The organism is Enterococcus quebecensis, assembly GCF_001730365.1.
Taxonomy (GTDB): Bacteria; Bacillota; Bacilli; order Lactobacillales; family Enterococcaceae; genus Enterococcus_L; species Enterococcus_L quebecensis.
Genome location: NZ_MIKB01000019.1, coordinates 40,896 through 55,518 on the forward strand (window position 1 = coordinate 40,896; position 14,623 = coordinate 55,518).

At 35.3% G+C, this 14,623-nt stretch carries 12 protein-coding genes and 1 other annotated feature; of the genes, 8 read left to right on the top strand and 4 right to left on the bottom strand.

From position 1 onward, the window contains the following. Positions 1-67 precede the first annotated feature (67 nt). From BCR23_RS14055 to BCR23_RS14065, 3 genes are all read left to right on the top strand, one after another. Positions 68-721 carry a redox-sensing transcriptional repressor Rex gene (locus BCR23_RS14055; RefSeq protein WP_069636125.1) on the top strand — a complete coding sequence of 218 codons (654 nt, stop codon included), beginning with the start codon at positions 68-70 and terminating at the stop codon, positions 719-721. 83 nt (positions 722-804) lie between these two features. After that, positions 805-1,296 (top strand): thiol peroxidase, encoded by a 492-nt coding sequence (tpx, locus tag BCR23_RS14060; RefSeq protein ID WP_069636126.1) that lies wholly within the window; start codon positions 805-807, stop codon positions 1,294-1,296. Positions 1,297-1,342: 46 nt separating this feature from the next. Next, positions 1,343-1,560 (top strand) — a binding site (T-box leader). 93 nt (positions 1,561-1,653) lie between these two features. Continuing rightward, positions 1,654-4,299: a valine--tRNA ligase gene (locus BCR23_RS14065; RefSeq protein ID WP_069636127.1), complete on the top strand. Its 2,646-nt coding sequence runs from the start codon at positions 1,654-1,656 to the stop codon at positions 4,297-4,299. Positions 4,300-4,402: 103 nt separating this feature from the next. On the opposite strand, the gene BCR23_RS14070 is transcribed toward BCR23_RS14065, so the two are convergent. The 3 genes from BCR23_RS14070 to BCR23_RS14080 all read right to left on the bottom strand — a co-directional run bounded on the left by BCR23_RS14070 (position 4,403) and on the right by BCR23_RS14080 (position 10,091). Then, positions 4,403-6,658, bottom strand: coding sequence for a BspA family leucine-rich repeat surface protein (locus BCR23_RS14070; protein ID WP_069636128.1), 2,256 nt, complete (start codon positions 6,656-6,658; stop codon positions 4,403-4,405). A 250-nt stretch (positions 6,659-6,908) separates the two neighbouring features. Then, positions 6,909-7,502: a TVP38/TMEM64 family protein gene (locus BCR23_RS14075; RefSeq protein WP_069636129.1), complete on the bottom strand. Its 594-nt coding sequence runs from the start codon at positions 7,500-7,502 to the stop codon at positions 6,909-6,911. A 21-nt stretch (positions 7,503-7,523) separates the two neighbouring features. Next, the gene (locus BCR23_RS14080; RefSeq protein ID WP_069636130.1) at positions 7,524-10,091 is read right to left on the bottom strand and encodes a YfhO family protein; all 2,568 of its coding nucleotides are present in this window, start codon (positions 10,089-10,091) and stop codon (positions 7,524-7,526) included. A gap of 300 nt (positions 10,092-10,391) precedes the next feature. Between BCR23_RS14080 and BCR23_RS14085 the strand changes: the two genes are divergently transcribed. The 4 genes from BCR23_RS14085 to BCR23_RS14100 all read left to right on the top strand — a co-directional run bounded on the left by BCR23_RS14085 (position 10,392) and on the right by BCR23_RS14100 (position 13,554). Then, positions 10,392-11,711 carry a bifunctional folylpolyglutamate synthase/dihydrofolate synthase gene (locus tag BCR23_RS14085; protein WP_069636131.1) on the top strand — a complete coding sequence of 440 codons (1,320 nt, stop codon included), beginning with the start codon at positions 10,392-10,394 and terminating at the stop codon, positions 11,709-11,711. Between the two features lie 77 nt (positions 11,712-11,788). Further along, positions 11,789-12,451 carry an HAD family hydrolase gene (locus BCR23_RS14090; RefSeq protein ID WP_069636132.1) on the top strand — a complete coding sequence of 221 codons (663 nt, stop codon included), beginning with the start codon at positions 11,789-11,791 and terminating at the stop codon, positions 12,449-12,451. 86 nt (positions 12,452-12,537) lie between these two features. Beyond that, positions 12,538-13,206, top strand: coding sequence for a RadC family protein (gene radC / locus BCR23_RS14095; RefSeq protein WP_069636191.1), 669 nt, complete (start codon positions 12,538-12,540; stop codon positions 13,204-13,206). Positions 13,207-13,353: 147 nt separating this feature from the next. Further along, positions 13,354-13,554 carry a cold-shock protein gene (locus BCR23_RS14100; protein WP_069636133.1) on the top strand — a complete coding sequence of 67 codons (201 nt, stop codon included), beginning with the start codon at positions 13,354-13,356 and terminating at the stop codon, positions 13,552-13,554. 273 nt (positions 13,555-13,827) lie between these two features. On the opposite strand, the gene BCR23_RS14800 is transcribed toward BCR23_RS14100, so the two are convergent. Further along, positions 13,828-13,977 carry a hypothetical protein gene (locus BCR23_RS14800; RefSeq protein ID WP_167352181.1) on the bottom strand — a complete coding sequence of 50 codons (150 nt, stop codon included), beginning with the start codon at positions 13,975-13,977 and terminating at the stop codon, positions 13,828-13,830. Between the two features lie 177 nt (positions 13,978-14,154). On the opposite strand from BCR23_RS14800, the gene BCR23_RS14105 reads away from it, so the two are divergent. Further along, positions 14,155-14,604, top strand: coding sequence for a universal stress protein (locus BCR23_RS14105; RefSeq protein ID WP_069636134.1), 450 nt, complete (start codon positions 14,155-14,157; stop codon positions 14,602-14,604). Positions 14,605-14,623 lie beyond the last annotated feature (19 nt).

Here is a 14,623-nt window from a genome sequence, read left to right on the forward strand (position 1 = left end):
TGCTAGTAGACGCAGAGCATGATAAACTGTATACATATGTGAAAAAAGTAACAAGGAGAGCTGGAAAATGAAGGAATTACATAAAGAAAAACAAATGCCAAAAGCAACTGCTAAGCGATTGCCGTTATACTTGCGTTATTTAAAAATGTTAGGTGATTCTGGTGTGACACGCATCAAGTCAAAAGAGTTTAGTGAAGTGATCCAAGTACCATCAGCAACAATTCGTCGTGATTTTTCCCAATTGGGCGAGTTGGGACGTAGTGGTTATGGCTATGATGTCCCTTACTTGATTGATGTTTTTAGTCATATTTTAAATACGCAAGAAGAAAAACGAATTGCATTGATTGGCTGTGGTAATTTAGGAAAAGCATTAGTCAAGAATAATTTTCGGAGAAATGAAAACTTAAATATTGTTTGTGCATTTGATTCCAAAGAAGAACTTGTTGGATTATCCATTGATGATGTTATTATCCAACCAATGGATAAATTAGCAGATGAAATCAAAAAAACGGGTGTGACAGTTGCGATTTCAACTGTACCTAGCCAGTTTGCACAAGAAGCAATAGACAAAATTGTGGATGCAGGCATCACAGCGATCTTGAATTTTGCCCCAGACCGTGTAATTGTGCCCCATAATGTGAATGTTCAATATATCGATTTGACAACGGAACTGCAGACATTAATTTATTTTGATGAAACATTTTCAAATAAGAGAGCGTAGGAGGCAAGAACTTTGTCATCTGATGTTCCTTCCTCTATACTAAATAAAGAGAGTTTAGGTTTTAAATTTGGGAGGGAAAAAGAATGAAAGTAACAAAAAAAGGCGAAGAAGTAGAAATAATCGGTGTACAACCTGAGTTGGGTGCTAAAGCACCAGATGTTTCATTAAGAAATTTAAAAGATGAAGTAGTGAACTTGTCCGATTTTGCAGGAGTTCCTGTTTTGATCAGTGTTGTACCAGACATCGATACTAGAATATGCTCACTACAAACAAAACGTTTCAATCAAGAAGCGGCTAATGTGGATGGTGTAAAATTTATAACAATTTCCAATAACACAAAAGAAGAACAGGCGAATTGGTGTGCTGCTGAAGGTGTTGATATGGAAATTCTCCATGATACTGATGGAACATTTGGGAAAGCTTACGGATTATTTATTCCAGAAATGGGACGTTTGGCTCGTGGTATTTTTGTAATTGATAAAGAAGGTAAGATTACTTATGAAGCGATTTCTACAGAAATTGCGGAAGAACCTGATTATGATACTGCGTTAGCAAAAGCAAAAGCAGCTCGTTAGTTTTTTTCAAATTGACTTATTTTCCACTTCAATGTAAAATAATGGAGCAAAGACAATGAACAAGAGGAGTACTACTGGCATCGTTATAGAGAGAGAATCGTATGGTGGAAGATTTTCACATAACCAGTAAGAAGGTAGCTTGGGAGTCAATGATTTGAAGTTAGTAGAATGATTCGAGTAGTGATCGTTACCTCACCAATGAAGCGGTGTTTGGATATCAAGCACAATTTAGGTGGTACCGCGTACAGAGTTTACGCCCTAAAATACGAAAGTATTTTAGGGCTTTTTGCATGTTTACTACAGACAGTCTTACTACTAAACAAAAATTTAGATTAAAAACAGAAAGAAGGAATCTACATGTCAGAAGAAAAAAATCTACCGACCAAATACCAGCCAACAGAAGTAGAACAAGGTCGCTATCAAAAATGGCTAGATCAAGATTTATTTAAACCAAACGGCAATAAAGAAGCAAAACCTTATTCAATCGTTATTCCACCACCAAACGTTACTGGGAAATTACACTTAGGTCATGCATGGGATACAACATTACAAGATATGATTATCCGCCAAAAAAGAATGCAAGGCTTTGATACATTGTGGTTACCAGGAATGGATCACGCAGGTATTGCAACGCAAGCAAAAGTAGAAGAAAAATTAGCGGAACAAGATATTTCTCGTTACGATTTAGGTCGTGAAAAATTTGTTGAACAAGTGTGGGATTGGAAAGAAGAATATGCGTCTCATATTCGTGAACAATGGGCAAAAATGGGCTTGTCTCTAGATTACAGTCGTGAACGATTTACATTAGATGAGGGCTTATCTCAAGCAGTTCGCAAAGTGTTTGTTTCTTTATATGAAAAAGACCTGATCTATCGTGGTGAATACATCATCAATTGGGATCCAAAAGCAAAAACTGCCTTATCTGATATTGAAGTTATCCACAAAGATATTGAAGGTGCCTTCTATCATATGAGTTATCCACTGACAGACGGAACAGGCGTTGTTGAAATTGCCACAACTCGTCCTGAAACAATGCTTGGAGATACTGCGATTGCAGTACATCCAGAAGATGAACGTTATCAAGCAATCATCGGTAAAACAGTTACACTACCTTTAGTAGACAAAGAAATCCCAGTCATTGCTGATGAATATGTAGATATGGAATTTGGGACAGGTGTGGTAAAAATCACTCCAGCTCATGATCCGAATGACTTTGAAGTTGGTAACCGTCATGATTTACCTCGTGTAAACGTAATGAATGAAGATGGTTCTATGAATGATTTAGCTGGTAAATATGCAGGTATGGATCGTTTTGCTGCACGTAAACTGATTGTATCGGACCTTAAAGAAATGGGTCGCTTGATTAAAATCGAAACAATGAATCATAGCGTTGGACACTCAGAACGTACAGGTGTTGTCGTTGAACCTCGTTTATCCACACAATGGTTTGTAAAAATGGCGCCGTTAGCTGAAAAAGCAATTAAAAATCAAGAAACAGAAGATGCAGTAGAATTTTATCCACCACGTTTTAATCAAACCTTCTTACGCTGGATGGAAAATGTTCATGACTGGGTCATCTCACGTCAATTATGGTGGGGACATCAAATTCCAGCTTGGTATCACAAAGAAACGGGTGAAATGTATGTTGGCATGGATGCACCAACGGATGCTGAAAATTGGACACAAGATTCTGATGTATTAGATACATGGTTTAGTTCAGCACTATGGCCGTTTTCAACAATGGGGTGGCCAGATGAAGAAGCAGAAGATTACCAACGCTATTTCCCAACTAGTACATTAGTGACGGGATACGACATTATCTTCTTCTGGGTGAGTCGTATGATGTTCCAAAGCTTAGAGTTTACCGAAAAAGCGCCATTTAAAAATGTCTTGATGCATGGTCTGATTAGAGCAGAAGATGGACGTAAAATGAGTAAATCTCTTGGCAATGGAATCGATCCAATGGAAGTCATTGATAAATACGGAGCAGATGCGCTACGTTGGTTTATGTCAAATGGTTCAACACCAGGTCAAGATATGCGTTTCAGCTATGAAAAAATGGATGCTTCTTGGAACTTTATCAATAAAATCTGGAATGCTAGCCGTTTTGTAATCATGAATGTTGAAGACATGTCATATGAAGACATTGATTTTAGTGGTGAGAAAACAGTAGCAGACCGTTGGATCTTAACTCGTTTGAATGAAACAGTTGCTCGTGTTACTGATCTATTCGATCGTTTTGAATTTGGTGAAGCTGGTCGTCAATTATATAACTTCATCTGGGATGATTTCTGTGACTGGTATATCGAGATGAGTAAAGAAATTCTTTATGGTGAAAATGAAGGCGCAAAACAAACAACTCGCAGCATTTTAGTGTATACATTAGATCAAATTTTACGTCTATTACACCCAATCATGCCATTTGTGACAGAAGAAATCTGGGAAAATATTCCTCACGAAGGAGTTTCCCTAGTTGTTGCTGACTATCCTGTCGTACACGCAGAATTTTCAGATGAAACAGCTGCTCGCGGTATGGAAGTCTTAAAAGAAGTGATTCGCGCAGTACGTAATATCCGTGCCGAAGTGAATACACCACTTTCAAAACCAATCACACTGTTGATTAAAACAAATGATACAGCTGTTGATAAATTCTTGATCGAAAACACAAATTACATCGAACGTTTCTGTAATCCAGAAGAGTTGACGATCGCAAGTGATATCATTGCGCCAGAATTAGCGATGTCAGCTGTGTTAACAGGAGCAGAGCTATACTTACCTCTAGCTGGTTTGATCAACGTGGAAGAAGAAATTGCTCGTTTAGAGAAAGAGTTAGACAAATGGACGCAAGAAGTTAAACGTGTGCAAGGAAAACTAGCAAATGAACGCTTTGTTTCTAATGCACCGGATGATGTTGTGGAAGCTGAAAAAGCAAAAGAAAAAGATTATTTAGAAAAACAAGTCGTTGTAAAAGAACGAATTGCACAACTTCGTACAGTGAATTAAGCATAAACGAAAATGGAACAATAATCAGGTGGAAATCTGATTATTGTTCCATTTTTTGATAGTCATTATTAATTTAAATACATTATTTTTGAAGTTACTTACTTTAATTGGTTACTGTAACAGCGAATCGCTTAATCTCAATTCCTGAATCATTTAAAACAGCCACTTGTACTTTATCTTCAGGTGATAAAATCGCCATTCCTAATAAGCTAAATGTGCCATCTTCAGCTACTTTGATTGTTTGTTGTCTTCTACCGTTCACATATAAACGCACATTTTTGGCAGATTTTCCTATTACTTTTCCAGCTAAATATGGATCACCTACTTTATATGGAGATAGAGCTATTTCTATCACAGGTTCTTGAATCGCTACTTCTTTCCGAGTAATTTTATCATCATATCGATAACCAATGACTTCTACTTCATCGTCAGCATACTCAATCAATCCTTCTACATCAAAATTAAACTGTCTTGTTGAGGATAACGGTTTACGTTCTATTTCCTCTCCATTGATTAGCAAGGCTACATGAGTATGGAAATAATCGGTTTGTCCAGAGACGGTTGAGTCTTCGTATAAAATGTAGGGATTAAGGGTTAAAGCATAAGATTTTTCCTCTAGTTTTACAGTAGTCCGTTCTAGTTCTTTATTTTTCCGATCTAATGCAATAACTTCTACTTTGTCTGTTACTTTAGTGATCATTCCTTTTGTATCCAATTCGAAACTTCCATCGCTAAAGACTGTTGAAGTAGAAATCACTTCACCATTTACGACCAATTGAACTTTTTTAGCGGAGAGGCTAGAATCTAAGCTCCCAGTTACATAGTGATCAATACCTAAATAGAACGGATCAATAAATAAAGAAGTTGGTTCCGTAACTGTAACAGTACTAATTGCTTGGAAACCGCCATCTTCTGTTGTTGCAGTGAGTACAGCTGTCCCTTTTTTAAGACCTGTTACAACACCTTCTGAGGATACTGTTGCCACGGTATGATCTGACGAAGTATAGATTACTTTCTTATTACTTGCATTCTCTGGTGTGATTTTTGGCTGTAGGGTAACCTGTTTAGAAACTGTTAACTCTAATATACTAGATGATAATTCGACACCATTTACTTTGATAATGTCTTCATATTTTTCTCGGATATATTTACCTGGTATACTCCCATTGTAATTTGCCATCAAGTCTTCACTACTAGAGTAACCATTTTGAGTATTTTGAGAAACTAGTGTCCATTTTCCAGTATAGCGTTCATCTTTTTTTTCTGGAATTTCAGAATTGTTTAATAAACTGTTTTCTCCCAAAATTAACGTGTCTAAAGAAGAGGTACCACTAAACATATTGTCGGGATATGAGCTATTTGAAAAATGACCATGCGTATTCCAGCTACTTATATCAAGAGAGGTTAGATTGCTTGCACCATAGAATATCCAATGCATGTTTTTTACTTTATCTGTGTTCCACTTACTTAAGTCAAGTGAAGTCAGACTTGTTGCGCAAAAAAACAAACCATACATGTCGGTTGCATTACTAGTATCCCAATTGTCTATAGTAAGCTCTTTTAGATTACTTGTATCTGCGAATAATCCCCCCATACTAATTACATTACTAACATTCCAATTATTAAGATCAAGAGAGGTTAGACTTGTTGCGCGATGAAACATATAAGCCATAGAAATTACGTTACTGGTATCCCACTTATTTAAATCAAGAGTAGTTAAACTAATTGTTTCTGCGAACATACCAGTCATATCACGTACATTACTGGTGTCCCATTCAGTCAAGTCAAGCGCAGTTAAAGCAGATGCCGCTAGAAACATACCAGTCATATCAGTCAAAGTACCAGTATTCCAGTTGCTGATATTGAGAGTTGTTAGATTAGTTGTGTGAGAAAACATATAGCTCATATTGGTTACGTTATTTGTATTTAGAAGTTCTAAGCCTTTTATAGATTCCAATTCTTTTAAAGAGTTAAATAAATAGCTAGAATTTTTATTTGCTATAACAGGTTTCGCAAATGTTATATGCTTAATATCTGGACGAATGTTTTTTTCAATATTAGATAACTGGTCTGTATTTGGGAATTCCCCCTCGTCAAAAATAAGTGTTTGTGTTTCTTCTTCAAACGTCCATGGAACTGTTCCGAACGTTCCTGTAATTTTATTTTCGTTCTCGCTGTTTGTTGTAATGCTTTTCGGCGTAACTTCTTCTATTGTCTCCTCTAACTTGTTGGATTGGTTAGCGTCCATTTCATTTATAAAATTTTTTTGTTCTTCCGCTAAAGCTATAGGAGACTGCAAACCAACCATTCCAATCAATCCTACCATTATTAAACCTTTAATCATTTTATTCTTTTTCATAGGTTAACCTCCTTTTAAAAATTAATGTCAAGTTAATAATATCATACTTAAGGGGTGTTTTTTATCTGAATTGTGTTTTCTGATTTCGTAAAGAACCAATCAACAAGAACAGGTTGTGAAGGAATAGTAGAATTAGGGGGAGTTATTTCGTGCAATTTTTGAAGAAAATAAAGGGATCTATTACTTAAACGAAAACAAGTACGATTTCGACAATAATCATCAAAATCGTACTTGCTTTTTTTCAGTTGTATTAACTAATCAAAAAACGATTGAATAAGAACAACAACGCATAGCCGTAAGTCGCGACAGACCAGAATTTAAAGATAAGCAAGATTTTCATATACTCTTTAAATGGCAGATCCGCTAAACCAGCTACCAAACAAGCTAAATCATCTGGTGCAAAAGGTACTAACAACGTAAAAATCATTAATTTTTTGATTCCTGATTCGGGACGATCCATCATCTTTTCAAACTGTAAATAGCGTTTTTTCGATAAAACTAAACGGACGAAAGCTTTTCCATAATAACGAGTCAGCCAGTAAACAATGATTTCTCCGATAATCAATCCAATATAACTATAAATCAATCCTTGAATACTCCCGAACATCAACATACCAACCACGGTAGAAATTCCTCCAGGTAAGATGGGGACAATTACTTGAGTTAATTGGAGTGCCATAAAAATCAATACAGCATACTTACCAAATTGTTTGATAAAAGTCTGTAACGTCTGAACAGAATGAAAAATTCCTTTGGAATAACCATAAATGACTAAGGCAGTAAAACCAATAATTCCTAAAATCGGCAGTACATAGATAATTCTTTTAAGAATAGTTCTTCCCATGTCTGTAAATTCCTCTCACGCTTACTTGTTGTTTCGCTGTAAAATTCGCTTAAATATCTGATAAAATAATACGCCGAAAAGGACGGAAAAGCTAATTAAAATACCTATAAAGAAATTTCTTTGGTGATAGTTCATGGTGATTTGGTGTTTTCCAGTAGTAAGGTCAAGACCTGTGAAATTTCCTAAGATTCGTTTAGCTTTGATCTTCTGTCCATCAACAGTGATTTGCCAATTTTTATCATATGGAATGGCTAAATAGAGTAATGACTCTTTTTCATCTGTTACTGTGATTTCTCCAGTCAGTGTACCTGACACTTGTTCTTTTAGCTGGATCGCTTTTGCTTGCTGTGCATTTATTAGTGAATCGAAAGCTTCTTGCTGCAGCGTTTTTAATTCAATAGTTTTTTCTTCAAGTTCACTTTCTGATTCCAATTGTATTTGTACGACCTCATCTTTTTTGAAATAGCCAAGATTAAATAGTTGATTTGTTGCGATATAAACAGCTGGCTGAATCTTCTTGCCGTTGACTTTAAATGAAGTGATCTTCTCCCAATCAACATCTGGAGCATAAAGATAGACCTCACCGTCTGCTGTTGTTTTTGTTTTAAGAGTATAGTTGTTATCAGAATGAGTTGTAAAAGCTATGTTTTGTGTTTCTTTGAAATAGTCATGTTGATTTGCTTGAATCTGTTGTAAAATCATTTCTTGATTTCTTAATGGCTGATTTTTAGTTAATTCAATGGTGCCGAATTTTTTAGGAACTAAAAAGCCCATACCGATCGCTTCAGAATTTTCGTAAACGTTTGTTGAAGGATCATTTGAAATATTTTTTTGCTGTGATTTAATTTCTGGAGTCAGTTGATAATTCACATTTAAAAGCAAATTGATCACTTTTGCTTCATCTACATAGGCGATTCTACGGTCATTTTTTTGATACAAACCTAAAGCAGTCAATGTATCTTGAGTTTTAGCATCTAACGTTGAAGTATAGCTGGAAACCCCTGCATACCCGTATAGAATCGGATTATTATAGCCATTATTTTTTTCGTTGTAACCAGCAACATCAGAATCAATCGTTTGTTTTATTCGGAATAGATCAGAATGTTCATTTTGTAAACCTGAAATAATGGTATCTTGAATTTGGTATGTTTGTGCAAATTTTTCTTGATTACCAAAAGGAATATCTTTAAAGCTGATCCAAAAATTAAAAACCAGTTCGGAACAAACAAAAAAGAAAAGTAGGCTGTAAATACTTAGCCGCTGTAGACCATGTGTTTTTTGACTTAAGAAAAGCAAAGCATAAATCAACCAAATACAAAGAAGGCTGATAATGAAATAATAATCCGATAACAGAAATACACGCTCTTTTGAAAATTTTAAAGCGATATATCCAACGATCAATAGTCCAGAAAAAATACTGGGTACAACTATATTTAGTGTAGCTCCTTGTTTCAATTTAAGAAACGCTTCGTAAGCAAATTTTATCATCAAAAAGCTAAGGATAAAGGTGTTTCTATAAGGAAATCCCGCAGGACTTTGGGACATATGCCAGATAGTATTGATCAATTCCAACCAAAAACTTAAGAAAATAAACCCAATCAAAAAGGCAGTACCTTTTTTTTCTTTTTTAGAAATAGCAGGTAGCTGGAAATAGGCGATAAAAAGCAAGGTCATTAGAATACCAGAAAAAATAGTAGGTAAATGTTCTAAGCGCCATTCGAAATTGACACTGCCAATTCCTAATTGAGATAGAAAGTTTAAACCAAAATTCGGGATAGGTAAAAATGTTTGCCAATCAAAACTGGTTTTCTTTGTGGCTAACATACCTTCTATTGCTGGAATCAAAATAAAGCTCGTGCTAATTCCTGTTAAAAAAGAAGTAACAAAAAACAAACGACCTTCTCTAATGAATTGTTTGATAGATTTTTTTTGCGATGAATCTATTTTTTGATAATACCAATACAAGCTGTAACAAACGGAAAAAATACAAAGCATGTAGCCCATATAATAATTCGTTACTATAGAAAGAAATAGTGAAACCGAATAAAGCACATATTTTTTGTGATCCCACAGCTGTTGAATTCCTAAGGCTAATAACGGTAGGAAAATCAATGCATCTAACCACATAAAATTCAAAGCATAAACTGTCACAAAGCCACATAAGCTATAAGATGTTGAAAAAAGTAATGTAGACATACTTGATTGTTGATAGGTTTTTTGAAGATAATAAAACATCGAACTGCCCATAAGAGAAATTTTTAGCGTAATAATAAGTAGAATCACAATGGGAAGCTGTTCATAAGAGAAAAATAAAACTAAAAAATTGAAAGGACTTAATAAATAATAGGCACTCAATGGTAAAATAGTTCCGCCAAGTGCATCGGAAAATGTATAGAGAGAATATGTTTCACCTTGAAAAAATTGCTTAAAAGCACTTAAAAATGGCATATACTGTGTACCTAAATCACTGACTAAGAGATTATTACTCCCTAAAGGTGCTAAACCCAAGATGAACCAGAGTATGATCAACAATAGGAAAGGCAATAAAAAACTTCCACTAATCAACAAACTTTTTTTAATTCTTATCATATTTTATACTGCTCCTCTATTCTAATAATTTGTAACTGTTTTAGGATAAAGGTTCAATCAATCTTAATGAAATTAAACGAACGACCTGCAACAATAATTATTTTTCGATTAAGTTTTTGATAAAAAGAACCATAAAATTCAATTTCTTCTAAGATTCTAGTCTATCATGGGACTTGGTGAAGATGCAAAAAAATCTATTTTTACTTTATACATATGGACTTATTTATTTTATCATAAAAGGCTTTAATTAGTGAAAAGCATTCCTGCTTTCGATATAATAGGTAGTGAGGAGTTGATAAGATGTCATTAGCAATAGAAGAAGCAATTGATTGGATCCATAGCAGATTGCCTTTTGGCTCTAGACCAGGTCTTGATCGTGTGGAAGAACTACTAAATAGAGTGGACAATCCAGAAGATAAAGTACCAACGATTCACATTGCTGGCACGAATGGAAAAGGCTCAACAGTTACTTATTTGAGATGCATGTTAGAAGAGCTAGGTTTAAAAGTGGGGACATTTACATCGCCATACATTGAGCACTTTAACGAACGGATTGCGATCAATGGTCACGGAATTTCAGACAATCATATCATCCAGTATGTAGAAAAATACCAAGATTTAATTGAAGAGATGGATCAACAGCCTGAAAGTGCGGGGATCACAGAATTTGAAACATTGACAGTTATGGCTCTTGATTATTTTCTAGATGAACAAGTGGACGTCGCTATTGTTGAAGTAGGTCTTGGTGGATTACTAGACAGTACAAACGTAGTCAAACCACAGTTAACAGCTATCACCACAATTGGTAAAGATCATACAGAAATTTTAGGGGATACGCTTGAAAAGATCGCCTTCCAAAAAGCTGGTATCATTAAAGAATCCATTCCTGTTGTAACTGGAAATATTGAAGAAGAAGCATTTATGGTGATTGATAAAGTAGCTAAAGAAAAACATAGCTCAGTTTATCGTTATGATAAAGACTATAAAGCTGAATATCTGCATCCAGATAAGCAGTGGGGGGAAGTGTTTCATTTTTATGGAAAAGCTGGAAAACTTCCGAATGTGAAAGTACCTTTATTAGGACGTCATCAAGTGGAGAATGCAGCTGTAGCTATTCAGTTGTTTCATCTTTATTGTGACATGCAACAAATTCATTTTAAAGATCGTGATGTTTATCAAGGGTTGGCAAAAGCGCAGTGGCCTGCACGAATGGAAAAAATCAGTGATGAACCGCTGATTATTTTAGACGGTGCCCACAATGATCATGCGATGCACCGTTTAGCTGAAAATTTAAAAAAGGAATTTCCAAACAGAGAAATCCATATTTTATTTTCGGCACTGGCAACCAAAAATGTCGATCAGATGATTGGTTTACTGAGGAAAGTACCAAATGTTCATTTGTACTTAACGACCTTTGATTATCCAAGGGCTATTGAGTTAACAAAAATGGCTCATTTTGAAGATGAGAAAACCGAGCTTGTTTCATTATGGCAATTTGGCTTGGGTGAGATCTTAGAAAAAATGTCAGGAGACGATTTGATGTTAGTGACAGGTTCTCTTTATTTTGTTTCCCAAGTACGTGAGTTATTATTGAATATAGGATCTAGCGACGTGGAGTAGTACGACGTTCTTGTTTTGAAATACAGTGACACCTAGTGCTATAGGTTTGCTCAGGATGCTTTTAAATTTAGGAGGAAATGATGAAGAAAATTGATGGAGTAATTTTTGACATGGATGGTTTATTATTCGATACAGAGCTGATTTATTATCAGTCGACACAAAAAATTGCGGATGCAATGAACTTTCCGTACAATAAAGATGTTTATTTAGAATTTTTAGGTGTGTCCGATGAAGAGGTACAAGAAAATTATCATCGCATCTACAAGGAGTTTGGAAAAGAAAAAGTCGAAGAATTTATTCAACGTTCATATGAAGACACGTATCAAGTCTTTGAATCAGGTGAAGTGCCACTTAAAGAAGGCGTACTTGAATTGCTAGATTTTCTTGATCAACAAGAAATTCCAAGAATTGTCGCTTCAAGCAATGTTCGTCCAGCAATAGAATTATTATTAGAAGGCGCTGGAATTAAGGAACGCTTTTCTGGAATTGTTTCAGCAGAAGATGTGACAAGAGCAAAGCCAGATCCTGAAATATTTAAAAAAGCCCTCTTCAATCTTGGAACAAAAGCAGAAAGTACCTTGATTTTTGAAGACTCATTTCATGGTGTCACTGCAGCAGATGCGGCTGGGATTCCTGTAATCATGGTACCAGATCTATTAGCTCCAACAAATGAAATCAAAGAAAAGACACTAGAAATTTTTGACAGCTTAACACAAGTTCCAGCTTATTTAGAAAAATAAAATTAGCACTCCGTTGCGTATCTTTTAATAGAAGAGCGTAAAGGAGTGATTTTTTGTTAAAAGAGGAAAAACTATTTATCAGAGAGATGCCGGAAAACTGTTTACCAAGGGAACGCTTAGAAGACTTAGGTGAAAAAGTACTGTCTAATCAAGAGTTATTAGCGATTTTATTGCGAACAGGATCAAAAAACGTAAATGTCATGAAAGTTGCTTCTATGTTTTTGAATCATTTTAATCATCTATATGAGCTGAAAAATGCAACCTTGACTGAGATGATGGAGATCAAGGGCATTGGTCGAATCAAAGCGATTGAACTTAGAGCAGCAATCGAGTTTGGCTACCGCATTCAGCAAAGCACTCAAATGAAGTTTGGAAAGGTTTCTTCCAGTTACCAAATTGCTCAAAATTTAATGTATGAATTACAAGATTTTCAACAAGAACATTTAGTCTGTTTATATTTGAATACAAAAAATGAAGTGATCAAACAAGAAACGGTTTTTAAAGGCACGCTGAATCAATCCGTAGCCCATCCCAGAGAAGTCTTTCGTAGTGCTGTAAAGTATTCTGCAGCCCGTTTGATTCTCGCTCACAATCATCCATCGGGCAATCCTACGCCTTCAGAGAGTGACATTCATTTTACTCAAAGAATGCAGAAGTGCGGCAAGATGATGGGGATCGAGGTACTTGATCATATCATCATTGGGGAGCAAGTATACATCAGTATGAGAGAAGAAAATTTTTTTAAATTAGACTAGCTTGAATTCTTGCAAAAATAAGGGTTCACATGTACAATGTAAGGGTAATCTTGTTTGGGACAATATAGAAGTTTTAATTTTAAAACCCTCTATCGTACACGGGCAATGTTACAATATTTAGTGCTTAAGCACGAGGAGGAACAAAGAATGGAACAAGGAACAGTAAAATGGTTTAACGCAGAAAAAGGATTTGGATTTATCTCTCGCGAAGATGGTAGCGATGTATTCGTACATTTCTCAGCTATCCAAGGAGACGGATTCAAAACTCTAGAAGAAGGCCAATCAGTAAGCTTCGATGTTGAAGATTCAGATCGTGGACCTCAAGCAGTAAACGTAGAAAAAAACTAATTCATCCATTCCAAAACACCTAGCATTTTGCTAGGTGTTTTTTTGTTGTAAAATACTGCGATTGCTACGTAGTGCAGAGCAGATGTTGGACAGTACTAGGCGATTAAAAGGAGCGTACGAATCTTACTATTAAACATAGTTGTAAACCATTTAAACAAAGGAAGGAAAAAATAATCAACACAAAACAAAAAGGCATCCATGTGATTTTTCATTCACAGAATGCCTTTAAATCGTATTAGAACTTGAATCGCTCATTTAGGTTGATAACTCTCCTTAAATAGATTTTTTCAATTCTTTTACTGCTTGTGTAATCGTGACACCATAAGCTACATTTGCTTGGTCATTTGCATCAATAGCCATAAACAAATTTTTCTTTGTATCTAACGCTACACGGTATTTTAATACTTTATTACCAAATGTCATAATGATTCTCCTTTCTTGATTCTTAATGAAAGGCGGCGATATCTGATAACGAAATTCCATGATTACTATAGCATGACTTTATAAAAGTGTAAAGTCCGAAGTTTTGAAGGATCAGTATTTTTGTAGAAAGCCCTTTCAAGTAGTATAATGAAGAGAGCATAGAAGGAGGTTTTTGTCATGAGCGAAACATATAAGAATATTTTAGTTGCCGTGGACGGTTCTGATCAGTCAGAAAAGGCATTTCAGGAAGCAATTAAAATCGCCAAACGTAATAATGCTACATTGCATATTTTATACGTAATTGAAGAGATGGGTAATTATTTTGGCGAATTGACGATGTCAATGGGAACGGTGATGGAAGAACTTCGTGTAAAAGAAGAAGCAGAAATGAAAAAAAGGGAGTCGATAACAAAGGGTGAAGGACTAGAAAATGTCTTTACTTATGTTATCTATGGATATCCGAAAACATTGATTGCTGATTTTACAGAGTCAAAAGAACCAATTGATCTGATTGTAATTGGTAGAACTGGTCTGAATGGATTTGAACGGCTGATGGTCGGTTCAACAACTTCTTATGTGGTAAATCATACACAAGCAAACGTATTAGTTGTTAATAAAACAGTATAGAAACCAAAAAGCAGTTGAG

Excerpts from the sequence above, each read along its gene's own strand:
- BCR23_RS14085 (WP_069636131.1), top strand. The coding sequence starts at position 10,392 with ATGTCATTAGCAATAGAAGAAGCAATTGATTGGATCCATAGCAGATTG.
- BCR23_RS14065 (WP_069636127.1), top strand. The coding sequence starts at position 1,654 with ATGTCAGAAGAAAAAAATCTACCGACCAAATACCAGCCAACAGAAGTA.
- tpx (WP_069636126.1), top strand. The coding sequence starts at position 805 with ATGAAAGTAACAAAAAAAGGCGAAGAAGTAGAAATAATCGGTGTACAA.
- BCR23_RS14105 (WP_069636134.1), top strand. The coding sequence starts at position 14,155 with ATGAGCGAAACATATAAGAATATTTTAGTTGCCGTGGACGGTTCTGAT.
- BCR23_RS14075 (WP_069636129.1), bottom strand. The coding sequence starts at position 7,502 with ATGGGAAGAACTATTCTTAAAAGAATTATCTATGTACTGCCGATTTTA.
- BCR23_RS14800 (WP_167352181.1), bottom strand. The coding sequence starts at position 13,977 with ATGACATTTGGTAATAAAGTATTAAAATACCGTGTAGCGTTAGATACA.
- BCR23_RS14055 (WP_069636125.1), top strand. The coding sequence starts at position 68 with ATGAAGGAATTACATAAAGAAAAACAAATGCCAAAAGCAACTGCTAAG.
- radC (WP_069636191.1), top strand. The coding sequence starts at position 12,538 with ATGCCGGAAAACTGTTTACCAAGGGAACGCTTAGAAGACTTAGGTGAA.
- BCR23_RS14100 (WP_069636133.1), top strand. The coding sequence starts at position 13,354 with ATGGAACAAGGAACAGTAAAATGGTTTAACGCAGAAAAAGGATTTGGA.
- BCR23_RS14080 (WP_069636130.1), bottom strand. The coding sequence starts at position 10,091 with ATGATAAGAATTAAAAAAAGTTTGTTGATTAGTGGAAGTTTTTTATTG.
- BCR23_RS14070 (WP_069636128.1), bottom strand. The coding sequence starts at position 6,658 with ATGAAAAAGAATAAAATGATTAAAGGTTTAATAATGGTAGGATTGATT.
- BCR23_RS14090 (WP_069636132.1), top strand. The coding sequence starts at position 11,789 with ATGATGAAGAAAATTGATGGAGTAATTTTTGACATGGATGGTTTATTA.